The sequence below is a fragment of the Arthrobacter sp. NA-172 genome (assembly GCF_043952055.1).
Lineage (GTDB): Bacteria > Actinomycetota > Actinomycetes > Actinomycetales > Micrococcaceae > Arthrobacter.
In genome coordinates this window covers 1404554-1421816 of the sequence record NZ_JBINOT010000003.1, presented here as the reverse complement: position 1 = coordinate 1421816, position 17263 = coordinate 1404554, and the positions used below count along the sequence as shown (strand labels likewise).

15 protein-coding genes and 1 pseudogene are annotated in these 17263 nt (G+C 62.7%); 1 reads left to right on the top strand and 15 read right to left on the bottom strand.

From position 1 onward, the window contains the following. Positions 1-22 precede the first annotated feature (22 nt). Positions 23-1396: a histidinol dehydrogenase gene (hisD, locus tag ACF0H6_RS20775; protein WP_395251289.1), complete on the bottom strand. Its 1374-nt coding sequence runs from the start codon at positions 1394-1396 to the stop codon at positions 23-25. A gap of 9 nt (positions 1397-1405) precedes the next feature. After that, positions 1406-1951 carry a hypothetical protein gene (locus tag ACF0H6_RS20770; protein ID WP_395251288.1) on the bottom strand — a complete coding sequence of 182 codons (546 nt, stop codon included), beginning with the start codon at positions 1949-1951 and terminating at the stop codon, positions 1406-1408. A 117-nt stretch (positions 1952-2068) separates the two neighbouring features. Here ACF0H6_RS20770 and ACF0H6_RS20765 point away from each other — a divergent pair, with 117 nt between their 5' ends. After that, positions 2069-2569 (top strand): flavin reductase family protein, encoded by a 501-nt coding sequence (locus ACF0H6_RS20765; RefSeq protein ID WP_395251287.1) that lies wholly within the window; start codon positions 2069-2071, stop codon positions 2567-2569. Between the two features lies 1 nt (position 2570). Here ACF0H6_RS20765 and dnaE read toward each other — a convergent pair whose 3' ends face one another. From dnaE to ftsW, 13 genes and pseudogenes are all read right to left on the bottom strand, one after another. Then, positions 2571-6128 (bottom strand): DNA polymerase III subunit alpha, encoded by a 3558-nt coding sequence (gene dnaE / locus ACF0H6_RS20760; protein WP_395251286.1) that lies wholly within the window; start codon positions 6126-6128, stop codon positions 2571-2573. Between the two features lie 47 nt (positions 6129-6175). Further along, positions 6176-7102 carry an RluA family pseudouridine synthase gene (locus ACF0H6_RS20755; RefSeq protein WP_395251285.1) on the bottom strand — a complete coding sequence of 309 codons (927 nt, stop codon included), beginning with the start codon at positions 7100-7102 and terminating at the stop codon, positions 6176-6178. After that, positions 7095-7652 (bottom strand): signal peptidase II, encoded by a 558-nt coding sequence (lspA, locus tag ACF0H6_RS20750; RefSeq protein WP_395251378.1) that lies wholly within the window; start codon positions 7650-7652, stop codon positions 7095-7097. Before lspA ends, ACF0H6_RS20755 begins: the two co-directional genes overlap by 8 nt. Positions 7653-7843: 191 nt before the next feature. Beyond that, positions 7844-8536, bottom strand: coding sequence for a DivIVA domain-containing protein (locus ACF0H6_RS20745; protein ID WP_395251284.1), 693 nt, complete (start codon positions 8534-8536; stop codon positions 7844-7846). 168 nt (positions 8537-8704) lie between these two features. Continuing rightward, a complete protein-coding gene (locus ACF0H6_RS20740) occupies positions 8705-8992 on the bottom strand; it encodes a YggT family protein (RefSeq protein WP_395251283.1) in 288 nt (95 codons plus the stop codon). A gap of 101 nt (positions 8993-9093) precedes the next feature. Further along, positions 9094-9615: a cell division protein SepF gene (locus tag ACF0H6_RS20735; protein WP_395251282.1), complete on the bottom strand. Its 522-nt coding sequence runs from the start codon at positions 9613-9615 to the stop codon at positions 9094-9096. An 88-nt stretch (positions 9616-9703) separates the two neighbouring features. Next, positions 9704-10453, bottom strand: a complete 750-nt coding sequence (locus ACF0H6_RS20730) for a YggS family pyridoxal phosphate-dependent enzyme (protein WP_395251281.1) — start codon at positions 10451-10453, stop codon at positions 9704-9706. Further along, a pseudogene (locus tag ACF0H6_RS20725) lies at positions 10446-11142 on the bottom strand (polyphenol oxidase family protein). Before ACF0H6_RS20725 ends, ACF0H6_RS20730 begins: the two are co-directional and overlap by 8 nt. A gap of 38 nt (positions 11143-11180) precedes the next feature. After that, positions 11181-12413 carry a cell division protein FtsZ gene (ftsZ, locus tag ACF0H6_RS20720; protein WP_395251280.1) on the bottom strand — a complete coding sequence of 411 codons (1233 nt, stop codon included), beginning with the start codon at positions 12411-12413 and terminating at the stop codon, positions 11181-11183. A 215-nt stretch (positions 12414-12628) separates the two neighbouring features. Then, positions 12629-13468, bottom strand: coding sequence for a cell division protein FtsQ/DivIB (locus ACF0H6_RS20715; RefSeq protein WP_395251279.1), 840 nt, complete (start codon positions 13466-13468; stop codon positions 12629-12631). Beyond that, positions 13461-14834, bottom strand: a complete 1374-nt coding sequence (gene murC / locus ACF0H6_RS20710; RefSeq protein ID WP_395251278.1) for a UDP-N-acetylmuramate--L-alanine ligase — start codon at positions 14832-14834, stop codon at positions 13461-13463. Before murC ends, ACF0H6_RS20715 begins: the two co-directional genes overlap by 8 nt. Continuing rightward, the gene (gene murG, locus ACF0H6_RS20705; RefSeq protein ID WP_395251277.1) at positions 14831-15952 is read right to left on the bottom strand and encodes an undecaprenyldiphospho-muramoylpentapeptide beta-N-acetylglucosaminyltransferase; all 1122 of its coding nucleotides are present in this window, start codon (positions 15950-15952) and stop codon (positions 14831-14833) included. The genes murC and murG overlap by 4 nt, the downstream gene beginning before the upstream one ends. A 6-nt stretch (positions 15953-15958) precedes the next feature. Then, positions 15959-17263 (bottom strand): putative lipid II flippase FtsW, encoded by a 1305-nt coding sequence (gene ftsW, locus ACF0H6_RS20700; protein WP_395251276.1) that lies wholly within the window; start codon positions 17261-17263, stop codon positions 15959-15961.

Sequence of the window (17263 nt, the reverse complement as noted above, 5' to 3'; positions counted from 1 at the left end):
TTACAACCCATACATATAGTGTTTAAGCGTCCGCGAACCGGATCTTGACCGCATCGCCGTGGCCGGGAAGGTCCTCGGCGTCGGCGAGACTCACAATGTGCTTGCTGACCACTTCCAGGGCAGCCTTGTTGTAGTTGATGACCTGCACTGCGCGGAGGAACGTCGTCACATTCAGCCCGGAGGAGAACGCAGCAGTACCACTGGTCGGCAACACGTGGTTGGAGCCGGCACAGTAGTCACCGAGGCTGACCGGGCTGTAGTCGCCCACGAAAATCGCTCCTGCGTTGCGGATCCGTGCCGCAACCGCAGCCGCGTCCGCGGTCATGATCTCCAAGTGCTCGGCTGCGTAGGCGTCACAGACTGCAATCCCCTGCTCGAGATCGTCCACCAGCACCACGCCCGATTGGGGGCCGGACAGTGCCATGCCGACCCGTTCCGCGTGCTTCGTGATTCCCGCTTGCGCAGCGAGTTCCTGCTGCACGGCTGACACGAGTTCCTCGGAATCCGTGATCAGGACCGAGGCGGCCTTGGGATCGTGCTCGGCCTGGCTGATAAGGTCCGCGGCCACGAGTGCCGGGCGGGCCGATGCGTCCGCCAAGATGGCGATCTCAGTGGTGCCGGCCTCGGAGTCGATCCCCACCACGCCTTTCACCAGACGCTTGGCGGTGGCCACGAAGATGTTGCCGGGGCCAGTCACAACATCCACGGGCTCGATAGGCTGCTCATCGCCAGCCCCCGCGATGCCGTAAGCAAACGAAGCGATCGCCTGGGCGCCGCCGATCGCGTAGACCTCGTCGATGCCCAGCAACGCGGCGGCGGCGAGGATGGTTGGGTGTGGCAACCCGTCGAAGTCCTTCTGGGGCGGGGACGCCAGCGCTATCGAGGCGACGCCCGCGGCCAGTGCCGGCACAACGTTCATGATGACCGAAGACGGGTAAACTGCCAGTCCGCCGGGCACATAGAGCCCCACGCGGCCCACCGGTACCCAATTCTGGCTCACGACGGCGCCGTCCCCCAGTTCGACGTCGACGTTTGCCGGCCGCTGGCCGTCGGCAAAGCGCCGGGCGCGGCTGATCGATTCCTCCAGGGCAGCGCGGACGGCCGGATCCAGATTTTCAAGGGCTCCGGCGAGGGCAGCGGCCGGAACGCGGGGATGGGACTGTTCCACGCCGTCGAACGCCAGGGCCAACTCACCAAGCGCTTCAAAACCACGGGAGCGGACGGCGGAAATAATTTCCTGAACCTTCTGCTCGGCGTCCGCCATGGTCTGATGCTTCGCGCGGGGCACTGCGGCGCGAAGTTCCGCCAAGGTCAGGGACTGTCCGCGCAAGTCAATGCTGCGGAAGGCGAGGGGCTGGGCGGCGTTGTCGGCAGGATTCTCCGGAGAAATGGTCACCACACCATTTTACGGGCACACGGCTATGCCTCCGGCTGCTTGCCCATCAAGCCGAAAAGAACCAGGAGAAATGTGACGAGGGCCGTCGCTCCCGGCCACAGCAAAAGCGCTGCGGTGGCCCGCAAAGAGAAACCCTCGGTTCCGCTTGCCACGGCGCTGGAGGCGTGACCCCACCATTGAGCCGCGAGCAGGCCTACCTGCCAGGCCCACCAGGGCACCTGCCATGCCGCCGAGAACCGCCAAGAAAGTGCGGATGCCTTGGCCCGGCTGCCGAACCTTGCCATCGAGCAGGACCGCCGTGAAGCATCCTGCAAGCAACATCAGCCCCGCAAACACCAAGTCCCTCGGAAGCCGGCTCGCCGAAGCGGTGGGATCAGCGAGGGCAGAATTTCCGGAGATCAGGTTGAGGCCGCCCGGGGCCAACAGCCACCAGGCAAGTCCCAGCACTATGCCCGAAGCTACGGGCACGGCGAGCCATAGCCACCATTTACGGCTTCGGGTTTCAGGGTCCGCCGCGGGGACGGACTCGAGGAGGTTCGATGTTGGCTTGGTCATGACACAAACATTAACAAACGTTTCCGGGGGCTCAACAAGGAAGCGCCCTGCCGGATGGCGGAATACGCTGAACACACCAGTGTTATTACCATCAGGTCATGCAGGAGATCGGGCAAAGTGGCTTCGGAAAAATCGGCTTTTGAAGGAACGTTCAAGCAAATGTTCCGCCGGCACGCCGCGGGAGTAGCCATCATCACCGCCGACTTGAACGGCAAGCCTTTCGGCTTCACTGCGACGTCAGTGGCATCCTTGTCGGCCGAGCCGCCCCGCTTCACGTTCAATATGTCGCGCAGTTCCAGCTCCTGGCCCGCAGTGGCGAATTCGACGTACATCGGCCTGCACATGCTGGGCCTCGAGAACCAGGCGCTTGCCGACCGCTTCAGCCGAACCCAGGAGCGGTTTGAAGGCGACCACTGGGAACCGGGCCCCTTGGAAGTGCCCATCCTGAAGAACGTTGCCGGCTGGTTGATCGGCAAGATCCAGATGCGCCTGTCCTTCGAAAACAACGCGATCGTGGTGGTGGAGGTTGTTGACGGGCTCGTCGGCGACGATGACACTCCCCTGCTCTACCACTCAGGTTCCTACAGCCAACCGGTTCCCCTCGACTACGAAATCTGAGTCAGTTATCCAAACAGGTGGGGCCCAGGAGGACCTTGAGATCACCGAAGAGCGACGGCGTGGGGTTCACCCGCAGGTGGACCGGCAAGCCCATGACTTCGACTTTGGAATCACCCTGAAGATGGAGCCTGACCTCCGAGTTTCCACGGTGGGTGTTCAGGACATCACGGAGATCAGTGACCACAGCCTCGGTCGCCTTATAGGTAGGCATCGTAATCACCAGCGGACCGTTGGTGCTTTCGCTCAGGTCCGGCACTGAGAGCTCCATGCAGTTCAAGGTAACTGCGCCGTCGTCGCGCCTCTGCAGGCGTCCCTTGACCACCACGATCAGGTCCTCGGCGAGGACCGAAGCGATAGGGCCGTAGGCCTGGCCGAAGAACATGACTTCGATGGAGGCACCGAGGTCTTCGATCTCGGCCCGTGCGTAGGCGTTGCCGCTGGCTTTGGCGATCCTGCGGCTGAGTGACGTGATCATTCCCGCAATGGTGACAATGGCGCCGTCGTGCGGTCCGTCTTCACCCAGAATCGACGTAATCGACTGCTCGGCATGCTGGCTCAAGACGCCCTCGAGGCCTTGCAAAGGATGGTCTGAGACGTAGAGTCCGAGCATGTCCCGCTCAAAGGCGAGCTTGTCCTTCTTCTCCCACTCCGGCAGGTCCGGGATCTCCGTGCTCAACGAAGCCTGGGGCTCTTGGTCCTCGAATCCTGCGAAGAGATCGAACTGGCCGATCGCTTCATTGCGCTTGAGGGTGATGACGGAGTCGATGGCTTCTTCGTGGACCATGGCGAGTGCGCGCCGGTGATGGCCCAGCGAGTCGAAGGCACCGGCCTTGATGAGGGACTCGATGGTGCGCTTGTTGCAGACAACGGCCGGGACCTTCATGAGGAAGTCCTTGAAGGAGGTGTAGGCGCCCTCGCTAGCGCGGGCCGCTACCATGGCCTCCACCACGTTGACGCCCACGTTACGGATAGCGCCCATTCCGAAGCGGATGTCAGTTCCCACAGGGGTGAAGTTGAGGCTTGACTCGTTGACGTCCGGCGGCAGGACTGTAATGCCCATGCGCCGGCATTCATTGAGGTAGATGGCCGATTTGTCTTTGTCGTCACCCACGGAGGTGAGCAGCGCAGCCATGTATTCGGGCGCGTAGTGGGCCTTCAGGTACGCCGTCCAATAGGAGATGACACCGTATGCGGCTGAGTGCGCTTTGTTGAAGGCGTAGTCGGAGAACGGGAGCAGGATGTCCCAAAGGGTCTTCACGGCGGCCATGGAGTAGCCGTTGTCCTGCATGCCTTGGGAGAAGCCGGCGAACTGCTTGTCCAGTTCAGATTTCTTCTTCTTGCCCATGGCGCGCCGCAGAATGTCGGCTTGGCCGAGTGAATAGCCCGCCAGCTTCTGGGCCACGGCCATGACCTGCTCCTGGTACACGATCAGGCCGAAGGTCCCGCCCAGGATGTCTTGCAGAGGTTCCGCGAGTTCCGGGTGGATGGGAATGACGTCCTGGATCTTGTTTTTGCGGAGGGCATAGTCCGTGTGCGCGTTGGCGCCCATGGGACCCGGCCGGTACAGCGCCAGCACGGCGGAGATGTCTTCGAAGTTGTCAGGCTTCATGAGCTTGAGCAGCGAACGCATGGGTCCGCCGTCGAGCTGGAACACGCCCAAAGTGTCGCCGCGCGCCAAGAGCTCGTAAGACGCCACGTCGTCCAGCGCCAGGTTCTTCAGGTCAAGATCGACGTCGCGGTTCATCTTGATGTTTTCCAGGGCGTCGGAAATGATCGTCAGGTTCCTCAGTCCGAGGAAGTCCATCTTGATCAGCCCGAGGCCCTCGGACGTCGGGTAGTCGAACTGCGTGATGGCCTGGCCGTCCTGGATACGGCGCATGACAGGAATCACGTCGATGATGGGGTCCGAGGACATAATGACACCGGCGGCGTGCACGCCCCACTGGCGCTTCAAGCCCTCGATGCCGAGCGCGGTCTCGAAGACCTTGGCAGCTTCGGGGTCGGTGCTGATGAGCTGGCGGAAGTCTCCGGCCTCGCCGTACCGCTTGGCCTCCGGGTTCTGGATGTCCGCGAGCGGAATGTCCTTGGCCATGACAGCCGGCGGCAGGGCCTTCGTCAGCGTTTCGCCCATGCTGAACGGGTAGCCGAGCACGCGGGAGGAATCCTTGAGCGCCTGCTTGGTCTTGATGGTGCCGTACGTGACAATCATCGCCACGCGCTCGTCGCCGTACTTACGGGTCACGTAGTCGATGACCTCGGAGCGGCGGCGATCATCGAAGTCGACGTCGAAGTCGGGCATGGAGACGCGGTCCGGGTTGAGGAACCGTTCAAAGATCAGGCCGTGTTCCAGCGGATCGAGGTCCGTGATGCGCATGGCATAGGCCACCATCGAGCCGGCACCGGAACCACGGCCCGGACCCACCCGGATGCCGTTGTTCTTGGCCCAGTTGATGAAGTCTGCCACCACCAGGAAGTAGCCCGGGAAACCCATGGAGGTAATGACGTCAAGCTCGTAGTCGGCTTGCTTGCGCACTTTGTCCGGGACACCCGTGGGGTACCGGTAATCCAGTCCCGTTGCGACTTCCTTGACGAGCCACGAGGTCTCGTCCTCGCCCGGAGGGCAAGGGAACCGCGGCATGTAGTTCGCACCGGTGTTGAACGACACTTCGCAGCGTTCGGCGATCGCCAGCGTGTTGTCGCAGGCATCAGGATGGTCGCGGAACAACTCCCGCATTTCCTGTGGCGACTTCAGGTAGTAGCCGCTTCCGGAGAAGGCGAAACGGGAACCGCCGTTGTCGTAGGTGGGTTCCAGCAGAGTGGACCCCGACTGGATCGCCAACAGGGCCTCGTGGGCCTTGGCGTCATGCTCGTGGGTGTAGTGAAGGTCGTTGGTGGCCACCAACGGGAGCTTCAGGTCCTTGGCCAGGCGCAGCAGGTCCCCAGTGACCCGCCGCTCGATGTCCAGTCCATGGTCCATGAGTTCGCAGTAGTAATTTTCCGCGCCGAAGATATCGCGGAACTCGGATGCCGCAGCCAAAGCCTCACGGTACTGTCCGAGCCGGAGCCGGGTCTGGACTTCACCGGACGGGCAGCCGGTGGTAGCGATCAGGCCTTCGGAATAGGTGTTCAGCAGTTCCCTGTCCAAGCGGGGCCATTTGCCGAACACCGAATCGAGGGAGGCGATGGAGGAGGCCCGGAAAAGGTTGCGCATGCCGACGTTGTTGTAGCTCAACAGCGTCATGTGGGTGTAGGCACCACCACCCGAGACGTCATCCTTGCGCTGGCTCTCGTCGCCCCACCGAACACGCTCCTTGTCTCCGCGCGCCGTGCCTGGGGTGACGTAGGCCTCGACGCCGATAATCGGCCTGATTCCTTTGTCAGTGGCCTTCTTCCAGAAGTCGAAGGCGCCGAACAGGTATCCGTGGTCGGTGGTAGCAAGGGCGGGCATCCCCAGCCGCTCGGTCTCATCGAACAACTCGGTGAGCCGCGCCGCTCCATCCAGCATGGAGTATTCGGTGTGGGTGTGCAGGTGGACGAACGAGTCATTGCTGGAAGTCACCCGGACAGTCTACCTTCAGGGGCCCGGCAGACGGTGCGGCAATCGCCCTAAGCGTTGCCGCTTTCCAGAAGTTCCAAGGCGTACTGCAGGTCTGCCGGGTACTGGCTGGTGACTTCCACCCATTCGCCCGTGCGGGGGTGGTTGAAGCCAAGCTGCCGGGCATGCAGCCATTGCCGGGTCAGTCCGAGGTTCGCCGCCAAGCGCGGATCCGCCCCATAGGTCAGATCGCCGGCGCAGGGATGCCGGAGGGCCGAGAAGTGAACCCTGATCTGGTGTGTCCTGCCGGTTTCCAAGTGAATTTCCACGAGGGTCGCTTTGCCAAAGGCTTCGAGGACTTCGTAGTGCGTCACCGAGGGACGGCCATCTTCGATCACGGCAAAGCGCCAGTCGTGCCCTGGGTGGCGCCCGATGGGGGCATCGATGGTTCCCTCCAGCGGATCCGGCAGGCCCTGGACCACCGCGTGGTAGACCTTGTCCACCGTGCGTTCCTTGAAGGCCCGCTTGAGCACCGTGTAGGCGTGTTCAGTCTTGGCCACCACCATGACGCCCGAGGTTCCGACGTCGAGACGGTGGACAATGCCGGCCCGTTCAGGGGCGCCGGAGGTGGAAATCCGATATCCAGCACCTGCGAGGCCGCCCACCACGGTGGGGCCGACCCAACCCGGTGATGGGTGTGCCGCCACTCCAACGGGCTTATCGATGACAACAAAGTCCTCATCGTCCAACAGGATGCTCAGGCCTTCCACGACTTCCTCCACGACTTCCAACGGGTCCCGACGTTCGGGAACGGTGACTTCAATCACGGAACCGGCCACGAGCTTTTCCGATTTACCCACGACGCTTGCGGAGACGGTCACGTTGCCCTCGGCGATCAGCAGGGCCGCCGCGGAACGCGAGATGTCCATGAGTTTGGCCAGGCCCGCATCGGCCCTGGCCCCGCCCAGCTCTCCGGGCACCAGGAACTGCTCAGACATCGCCTGAATCCTCGCCGGCCTCGGCAGTTGCCTTCGAGTGGTGACGGGAGCCGTCCAAGCCAATCCCCCGCAGGGTCAGCACGCAAATGAGTACGACGCCGGAAACCACGGCGGAGTCGGCGATGTTGAATATCGCGAAATTCGGCAGCTGGATGAAGTCCACCACGCGCCCCATCGCAAAGGACGGCTCACGGAAGAGCCTGTCGGTCAGATTTCCGAGCGCTCCACCCAGCAAGAATCCGAGGGCAAGTGCCCACCACGCCGAGCCCAATCGGCGCACCTGGAACAGGATAGCCACGGAGACGGCCGCCATGATGATCGTGAAGACCCACGTGAAGTTTTCGCCGATCGAGAAAGCGGCCCCGGAGTTGCGGATGTAGTACCAGTGCAGGAGCGGAGGAATCACCGGGGTCCGCTCGTATTCGACCATGGTGCTGGTGACCCACAGTTTGGTCAGCTGGTCGAAGGCGTACGCGAAGGCAGCGAAGCCCGCGAAGGCCCAGAGCAAAGCGGGGCGCCACGTGTGGATTTTGGTGCGGACCGGCTCCATGGTGCTGTTGGTTGGTTCGGTGCTGTTGGTTGGTTCGGTGCTGTTGGTTGGTTCGGTGCTGTTGGTTGGTTCGCTGCCGTCAGTTCGTTCGTCGCTCATAGTACTTTCATTCGGTAACCGTGGCTTCTGCGCCTTAACAGGCGAAAGCCGGCGGCCGAGGAATCCCCAGCCACCGGCTTTCAGAATACTTGCTAGACCTCTGCGGCTGCCTCGCCGACCTCAGGGGCCGCAACCGAGCCGCGAGCGTCCAGGTCACGCAGCTGGCCCTCGATGTAGGCCTTCAGACGGGAGCGGTAGTCGCGCTCGAAGCCGCGGAGCTGTTCCACCTTGCGCTCAAGGACGGAGCGCTGCTGCTCGAGGGCGCCCAGGATCTTGCGGGACTTGTCCTGAGCATCGTTGACGAGGCTGGAGGCTTCGATCTGCGCTTCGGCAATGATCTTTTCCTTCTGCTGCTGGCCATCGGAAACGTGCTTGTCGTGCATCTGCTGCGCCATGGCCAACAGACCGGCAGCGGACTCGGCGGAGGGAGAACCCGCACCATTCGGTGCAGAGGCGACCTGAGCAGCAGGAATGGCCGATGCCGCTTCCTTCTTCTTGGCGTCCTCCGCTGCCTTGGCTTCGGCTTCGGCCTTTGCCTGTGCGTCCTTGTCGGCCTTCACCGGCGCCGGAACCTTTTCGACAACGGGTGCCGCAGCCGCGCTGGCCGGAACCGGATTTCCGCTATCGGCGAGCTTCTTGCGCAGCTCGTCGTTCTCCTGGTTCAAACGCCTCAGCTCCACGACGATTTCGTCGAGGAAGTCATCGACCTCGTCCTGGTCGTAGCCTTCGCGGAACTTGGTCGGCTGAAAGCGCTTGTTGACAACGTCTTCTGGCGTCAAAGCCATCTGGTCACCTCGTTGGTCTAGTTAGTCAGTAGGCCTTCCGGCCGTCCTAAAACTACGGTACCTAAATATCATCTGATTCCCCCAATTCAACACCATCGTGTTGAGTCGAAGGATTGCACCCCACGGACAGACGAAAAAATAGTTCGTCTGCAATGGGCTACGGCCAAGCTACGCCAGCGAATAGACGAATCCCATCGCAATGCTGACGACAATAAACACGATCAGGAATGCCAGGTCAAGGGACACCCCGCCTAGCTGCAGGGGTGGAATAAGCCGGCGAATCCGTTTCAACATCGGATCAGTCACAGAATAGACCACGTGCGCAGCTACCAGGGCGGCGCCACGGGGGCGCCACTGGCGAGCAAACATCTGCACGAGATCGAAGACGAGCCTGATGATGAGGGTGACCAGGAACAGCAACAATGCAATGTAGATAAGGCCGAAAACAATGCCCACGGGTTAGCTCAGATCTCCTAGTTCGCACTCTTCGGTCAGTCCCTCTATTGCAACACAGATGCCAGGCAGATCTCTCTGCCTGGCATCCATTGCTGCTGGGGCTAGCTCTGGTTGAAGAGCGTTGCCTGTGCTTCGTTGGTCTTTTTGTCTTCGCCAAGAACCTCGACGTACGACGGGGACAACAGGAAAACCTTGTTGGTGACACGCTCGATGCTGCCGTGCAGCCCGAAGGCAAGTCCGGCGGAGAAATCGACGAGGCGCTTGGCGTCGGCCTCACCCATGTCCGTGACGTTCATGATCACAGGGATGCCGTCCCGGAAACTCTCACCGATAGTCTTGGCGTCGTTGTAGGAGCGGGGATGGACAGTGGTGATCTGCTTCAGCCCGGAGGCGTCTTCGCGGCTCGATGCCGCACGCTTGATAGGTGTCACGGGTGCGCGGTATTCCTCTTCGGCGACTGGGTGGACTTCACGAACTACTTCACGTACAGGTGCAGGGGCGCGGCGCTCTTCGCGAACGTGGTCGACAGACCCGTCCTCGTCCGTGTGCTGCTCAGACTCGTAGTGTTCTTCGCCATCGGCGAGCCCAAGATAAACCATTGTCTTGCGCAGTGCGCCAGCCATGCTGGACTCCTATCGTGTCTGCAGTAGGCGGGCCGCCCATGACTTGACATCGCTGAAATCCCGGCCCGTCGCTTCCAATACTTTGACGCTACCCCACCGGCGGGCGCGAACCGAGAATATCCGAACCAACTCGCAGGTGTGTCGCACCGAATTGCACGGCTATTTCGAGGTCCTGGCTCATTCCGGCCGATATAGCCACAGCATCGGGATGCAATCCTCGCAAATCGGTGGAAATCGCTGCGAGTTTCGCGAACGCTTGCTCGGGGCGCGCTCCAAGAGGGGCGACTGCCATCACACCGGCCAGGCGCAGCCCGGCGGCCCCGGCTATGGATTCCGCGAGGCGCTCGACGTCGGACGGAGCGGCGCCGCCGCGGTGCGCGCCGGCGTCGTCCTCCAGGCTGACTTGGATATAGCAATCGAGATCGGGCCTGCCCGACTCGTCCTGCTGCCGAGCAACAGCTTTGGCCAGCGCCTCGGCGAGCTGCGGGCGGTCGATCGATTGCACGGAGAAGGCATATTTCGCGACGGATTTCGCTTTGTTGCTCTGCAATTGCCCGATGAAGTGCCAACGCATTGCGAGCCCTCCAAGCTCCGCGGACTTAGCAGCCGCTTCTTGGTCACGGTTTTCGCCAACATCCCGCACCCCGAGTGCAGCGAGCCGGACAACATCCGCTGCTGGATGGAACTTGCTGACGACTATCAGCTGCGGCTCTTCGCCGCGTCCGGCAGCCAAGGTAGCTGAAGTAATCCTTTGACGAACCGCCATGAGCCGCTCGCCCAGTTCCGCGGTCCGCGGATCGGTGTCGGCGGCTCCGACTGGCGGGAGAGCCTCACTCATGCGTCCACACCAAGCCCGCGAAGCGGCCGGTCTGCTGATTCCGCCGGTACGAATAAAGCCCGGCGGTCTCCCGGGTGCACTCCCCCGAATACTCGACCGCGACGTCGAGCGCTTTAAGCTGGGCCCGGACGCCGGCCGGGAGATCCAGCGCCGGCGTACCCCACGACGTGGTAGCCCATGCCTCCGGCACCAACGCCGCTACGTCCGCACGCAATTGTTCAGGAACCTCGTAGCATTCGCCGCAGATGGAAGGACCCATCCAGGCGGAGATGGTCCCCGCGCCACGGCTTCGCATGCTGGCGACGGTAGCCGAAACTACGTCTGCAGCAACGCCAGGGCGGCCAGCGTGGACTACGGCGAGAACCGGGGCGGTACCACTCGGCGTCTCGCCCAACAACACTACGGGGACGCAGTCCGCAACCATGACCGCCAGCGGCTGTCCCATGGACACCATGGCATCAGCCGTCGGACCCTCACCGTGCGAGGTGATGAATTCGACGGCTTTTCCGTGGGACCTGGTTCATGTATTGGAAATGCCGTTCGCCGAGCCCCGCTGCTGCTTCCAGCCGGGCCCGGCGCGCAATCACATCGTCAGGATTATCTGCCACATGCAGTGCAAGGTTGCCCGCATCAACATCGGAGAAGGCGACCGAGATCCCTGGCCGCACTTCTTTTCGCCACCAAAACACTGCTGACTGACTCTCCTGAAATGGCTAGGACGGACCGGTTACTTCAGGAAGTCCGGAACATCGAGATCGTCAGTGCGGCTACCCGAAAGGTCCGGTTCGACGACGGACGGGAGGTCGACGTCGAAACCTGAATCAGCCGGCAAGGCCGAAGGACGCTGCTGGCCCCAGTTGCTGAGGCCGGAAGCGCCGACGCCGGCAGCAGCATGCTGCGGAGTCGAGTATGCAGGGGCAGCGGCAGGCGCAGCCGGACGCTCCGGGACTGAAGCTGCCTGGTGCTGGCCAGCCTGCTGGGCTGCAGGCTGGTTCATGGACGGCGAAGTGGCCTTGACGTCGTCGAAACCTGCAGCGATGACTGTTACGCGTGCTTCGTCGCCAAGGGCGTCGTCAATGACGGCACCGAAGATGATATTCGCCTCGGGGTGGGCCACTTCCTGCACGAGCCGGGCGGCTTCGTTGATTTCGAACAGGCCCAGGTCCGAGCCACCCTGGATGGAGAGCAGCACGCCGTGGGCGCCGTCGATCGATGCTTCCAGCAACGGCGAGGCAATGGCGAGCTCGGCGGCCTTGACCGCACGGTCTTCACCGCGGGCCGAGCCGATACCCATCAGCGCGGAGCCTGCACCCTGCATGACCGACTTGACGTCGGCGAAGTCGAGGTTGATCAGGCCGGGGGTGGTAATGAGGTCCGTAATGCCCTGGACACCGGAGAGGAGTACTTGGTCAGCGGAACGGAAAGCGTCCAGGACGGAGACGTTACGGTCGCTGATGGAGAGGAGACGGTCGTTGGGAATGACGATGAGGGTATCGACTTCGTCGCGCAAGGCGTCGATTCCGGCCTCGGCCGAACCGGCGCGCCGGCGGCCTTCGAAGGTGAAGGGCCGCGTGACGACACCGATGGTCAGGGCACCGAGCGAGCGTGCGATCCGGGCCACGACGGGGGCGCCGCCGGTTCCGGTGCCGCCGCCTTCGCCTGCGGTGACGAAGACCATGTCCGCTCCGCGGATGACCTCTTCGATCTCATCGGCGTGATCCTCGGCGGCCTGGCGTCCGACGTCGGGGTTGGCGCCGGCTCCCAGACCGCGGGTGAGCTCGCGTCCGACGTCAAGCTTGACGTCCGCGTCGCTCATGAGGAGAGCCTGGGCATCAGTGTTGATGGCGATGAATTCGACGCCGCGGAGGCCGACTTCGATCATTCGGTTAACTGCATTCACGCCACCGCCGCCGATGCCGACGACCTTGATGACGGCCAAGTAATTCTGCGGTGCTGCCACGTTTCGTGCCCCTTGCTTGTGTCCTATATCGAAACAGATCGAGTCCAACTTGAATCCTTGGACCTTAACCCTCTAGTTGAAGGTTATAGTTATGTCAAGTAACTCTTAAGTGACGGTATGGGCTATGAATCCGACATTCAATGACCGCCTCCGCGTGTCGTGTGAAAGTCCGAAAAATAGCCCCCGAACACCGGCCTGTTACTTCATGAAATGGCCTACTTGGTGAATGGATGCCTCGGTACGCTGACGTCGTAGACATTCACCGGAACTTTCGGATTGGCCGGAGCCTTCAGAAGCGCTTCCAGAACACGCGCCTTCAGTTCCTTCTCGTCCGCATTTCCCCACACAACAATCTTGCCGTCGTTGAGCTTGAGCTCCACTGCGTCAGGTGATGTGGCCGAGGCGCTGGCCATCTTCGCCAGGACATCGGCGGGCAACGTCGCGAGGACCGCCGTGATCGCCTTGAAGAGGTTCTGGTTGGTACCTTGTCCGTCGATGAGCGGCAACGGCACGGATCCGGCGTCGGGCGTTGAACCCAACTGCACGCCGTCGACGTCAACCAGGAAGAAACTGCTGCCGTTCTTGACGAGCGCCACGGGTACCCGCTCCACGATGTGGACCAGCAGTTCCGACGGCGGCCGGGCTTCGGTAGTGACGGAGCGTACCTGGACCAGCGGCTTGAGCAGCGCGGCAATTTCGGCGTCGTTGATTTGCGGAAGCGGTTTTCCCTTTACTGGCTCCAGCGCCTTCTGAACGCTCCCTGCTTGCAGCATTTTGGTCCCGTCAACCGTCACGGTTCGCACAGCGAAGATCGGCGAATAGATTGCCGCGGCGACGATTCCGGCAACCACGGCCACGAGGATGGCCACCACCGTCAGAGCCGTCCGCCGACGCTTGCGCGCTTTGGGCTCGGGAAAGGCCAGCACATTGCTGTCCTTGGCCTTTGCGGCTTTTGACGCGCCCTCGACCGGATCGTCGAGGCTGCGCTCAGCGCTGACGACTCCCGGCCGGTTTCCTGCCCGCGGCTTGAAGGTGGGTTTCCGCGTATCAGCCACCCAGCAACTCCACGATCCGGGGCCCGTAGGCCGTCACGTCGCCTGCGCCGACAGTCAGGACGATGTCGCCGTCGCCGGCCGCAGCAAGAACGGCGTCCAATGCTTCTTGCCCGGCGGCAACGAGCCTGCCGCTCGTGAGGCGATCGGTGATCAAGGTGCTCGTGACCCCCGGAATGGGGTACTCACGGGCAGGGTAGATGTCCAGCACAAGGGCGGTGTCTGCTTCTCCGAGCGCCTCAGCAAACTCCCCGGCGAATTCCCTGGTGCGGGAAAACAGGTGCGGTTGGAAGAGCACATGCACCTTGTTCCCGCCTGCCACCGAGCGGGCGGCGGACAGAGCCGCGCGGACCTCGGTGGGGTGGTGGGCGTAGTCGTCGTAGACCCGCACTCCCCTCCCCTGCCCCTTGAATTCAAATCGCCGGGATGCCCCGCTGAAATGGCCCAGGGCGGCCGCAGCCGTTTCAGGCGCCACGCCGAGTTCGACGGCGACGCCGAAGGCGGCTGCCGCGTTCAACGCGTTATGCCGGCCGGGAACTTGAAGATCGAGCCGGTGCATCTGCCCGTCGGCAGACACCCACACATCACCCGGTCCCCCATCGTGCAAGCGGATGTTAGCGTCGTCGGCCGTACCGTAACTCAGCACCCGCGTGTTGCCCGCTGCGAGGGTGCGTTCCGCGAGGGCCCGGGCGCCGTCGTCGTCCGCGCAAGCGAACAGCACGCCGCTGGCTGGCAGCAGTGCCGCGAAGCTGTCGAAGGACGCGTAGACGGCCTCTGGTGTGCCGTAGTAGTCCAGGTGGTCGGCCTCGACGTTGGTGACAACGGCAATAAGGGGCCGGTAATTGAGGAAGGAGCCGTCTGACTCATCAGCTTCGGCAACGAAGATGTCGGAGGTTCCGTGCGCTGCGTTGACGCCGAGGGCGGGGACGTTGGCGCCGATGGCGAAGGACGGATCCAGGCCTGCTTCTTTGAGCAACACCGCCACCATGGAAGTGGTGGTGGACTTGCCGTGCGTTCCCGCGACAGTCACCACGCGGTCTGCGCCCATCGTGGCCGCGAGGGCCTCGGAACGGTGCAGGACCGGAATGCCTGCCGCTCGGGCAGCCGCCAGTTCCGGGTTGTCTGCCCTGATGGCCGAACCTGCGACCACCGTTTGTGCGTCGCCAAGATTGCCTGCCGCATAGCCGACCGCGATCCGCGCGCCGGCCGCCTGAAGATCCTCCATGACCGGAAGGTCTTTGGCATCCGAACCGCTTACCGCAACGCCCCGGGCAACCATGATGCGCGCGACAGCGGACATACCCACGCCGCCGATCCCAATGAAGTGGACCCGGCCGAGGGAATCGAGGTGTGCGAGGGGCTGGGTCATTCGGATACCGCTTCCAGTACAAGATCAGCCATCAGCTGATCAGCATTCCTGATGCCGAGTCCCTTTGCCTTGCTGGCCATCTCCGCAAGGCGGCATTGATCCTTGAGCAACGGAATCAGCTTGGAGGTGAGCCACTCTGCCGTCAGTGCCGAATCGTCCACCAAAAGGGCGGCGCCGGCCTTGACCAACGCGGAGGCGTTCATGGCCTGCTCGCCGTTTCCGATGGGCAGCGGAACGAACACTGCGGGGAGCCCGACGGCGGCCACCTCGCTGACAGTTGCCGCTCCGGAACGGGCAAGGAGGACATCTGCTGCCGCGTAGACGTTTTCCATGCCGTCCACATACTCCACCTGATGGTACCCATGGGCCGAAAGCGGTGCGCCGTCGTCGTTCTTGACTGCCTTGCCGCGGCCGGTGATGTGCAGGGTTTGAATTCCCGCTTCCGCCAAAGCGGGAAGCGCGCCGGCAATCGTGCGGTTAATGCTCTGGGCGCCTGACGACCCGCCCGTCACAATGAGTGCGGGTTGTGCGGCGTCAAGGCCCAAGGATTGCCTGGCTCCTGCGCGATCGGCGCTCCGGTCCAAACCGGCGATGGCTTTGCGCATGGGCATGCCGACATGGCGGGCGTGCCGGAGCCGGGTCTCCGGGAAAGCCACAGCTACGTGCTTGGTGAACATCGCGCCAACACGGTTTGCAAGTCCGGGGCGCGTGTTGGCCTCATGGATGACAATAGGAATCTTCCGGCGCCACGCCGCGAGGTACATCGGCGTGCAGACGTAGCCGCCCACGCCCAGCAGGACGTCGGCGTGCGCCTCGTCGAGAATGCGGCCGGCTTGTTTGACAGCGGCCGCGAGCCGGCCCGGGAGTTTGAGTAGATCAGCGGAAGGCTTCCGCGGGAACGGAACCCGATCGATGGTGGCCAGCTCATAGCCCGCTGCCGGAACGAGGCGCGTTTCCATGCCAGTGGGCGTGCCGACCGCAAGGATGGTGGCGTCCGGTCGCAGCGAGGTGATGGCATCGGCGATCGCGAGCAACGGACTGATGTGTCCGGCGGTTCCGCCGCCGGCGATAACCACGGACAGAGGCTTGGTCGGGGAATCCTGGGAGTGGGAATTCATGGAGTGCTATGTACGCTTTCGTGCAAATTTCGCAGGCCACCCGCGCGGTTTCAAAGGTTTGGCAGAAGCCATTTGGGCGCGGGCCAAAGACAACACTACGCCCACGCCGCATAGCGACATCACCAACGCAGAACCACCGTAGGAGATGAAAGGCAGCGGAACGCCGATCACCGGCAGCAGGCCGGCCACCATGGCCATGTTGATGGCCGCTTGCCCCAGCATCCAGGCCATGATCGAGCCACCCAGCACGCGGGCGAACAGGTCTTCCTGGTGGCTGACCACGCGATAAATGGCTACGGCGAGCAAGGCAAAGAGCACCAAGACCACGATGGTCCCCACGAGGCCGAGCTCCTCCCCGATGACAGCGAAGATGAAGTCGTTGTGGGCTTCGGGGATCCATTGGTACTTTTGCCGGCTCTGGCCAAGCCCCACGCCCAGCCAGCCGCCGGAGGCAAGGGCGTTCAGCCCTTGTTCGCTCTGGAAGCCGATATCCGTCGCCCCTGCGCACGTCTGCCCCATCCACGAGGTGATCCGGCACATCCGGTTACCGCTGGTGACCGCCAGTATCAGCGCCGCAGCGGCGGCAACACCACCGGCCGCAGCAAAGAGCTTCAGGTTCACGCCGCCGAAAAACAACCCGGCAGCCATAATGAGCATGACCACCAGCGAGGTGCCAAGGTCATGGCCCAAGACGATCAAGGTGATGATGACGCCTGCGACCGGAACGATCGGAACCAGGGCGTGCGTCCATTTGTCGAGGAGCTTTGCCTTCACGGAAAGGACCGTGGCCATCCAAAGCACCAACGCGAACTTGGCGTATTCGGAGGGCTGGAAGGTGAAGCCGCCGATCTCGATCCAGTTCTGGTTGCCCAAGACACGCTTGCCGATGACCAGAACCAGTACCAACAAGGCAACGGCAAGAATGACTGCCGGCCACGCGAATCTCTTGAGCCACAAGACATTGATTCGTGAAAGCACCAGCATCAAAACGATGCCGATACCCGCGAACGTGGCTTGCTTGGTGCCAATCGAGTAGGGAGATTCGCCGATCGCAATCGACTCGACGCTGGATGCGGAAAGAACCATGATGATTCCGATAGCTGTCAACGCAAGGGAAGCGCCGAGAATCAGGTAATACGTGGATCCGCTTCTGGATTTACCGCTTCCCTCAAGCGTCGACCAGAACCCGGAGATCCCCGAACGAACGCGGGACAACCGCGAGGGCCGAGCATTGCCAGCGGCGCGTCCAGCAGGGGCTGCCTTACCGGCCCGGGTCCTCCCGGGACCGGTGCGCGTGGGCGTGCTGACCAT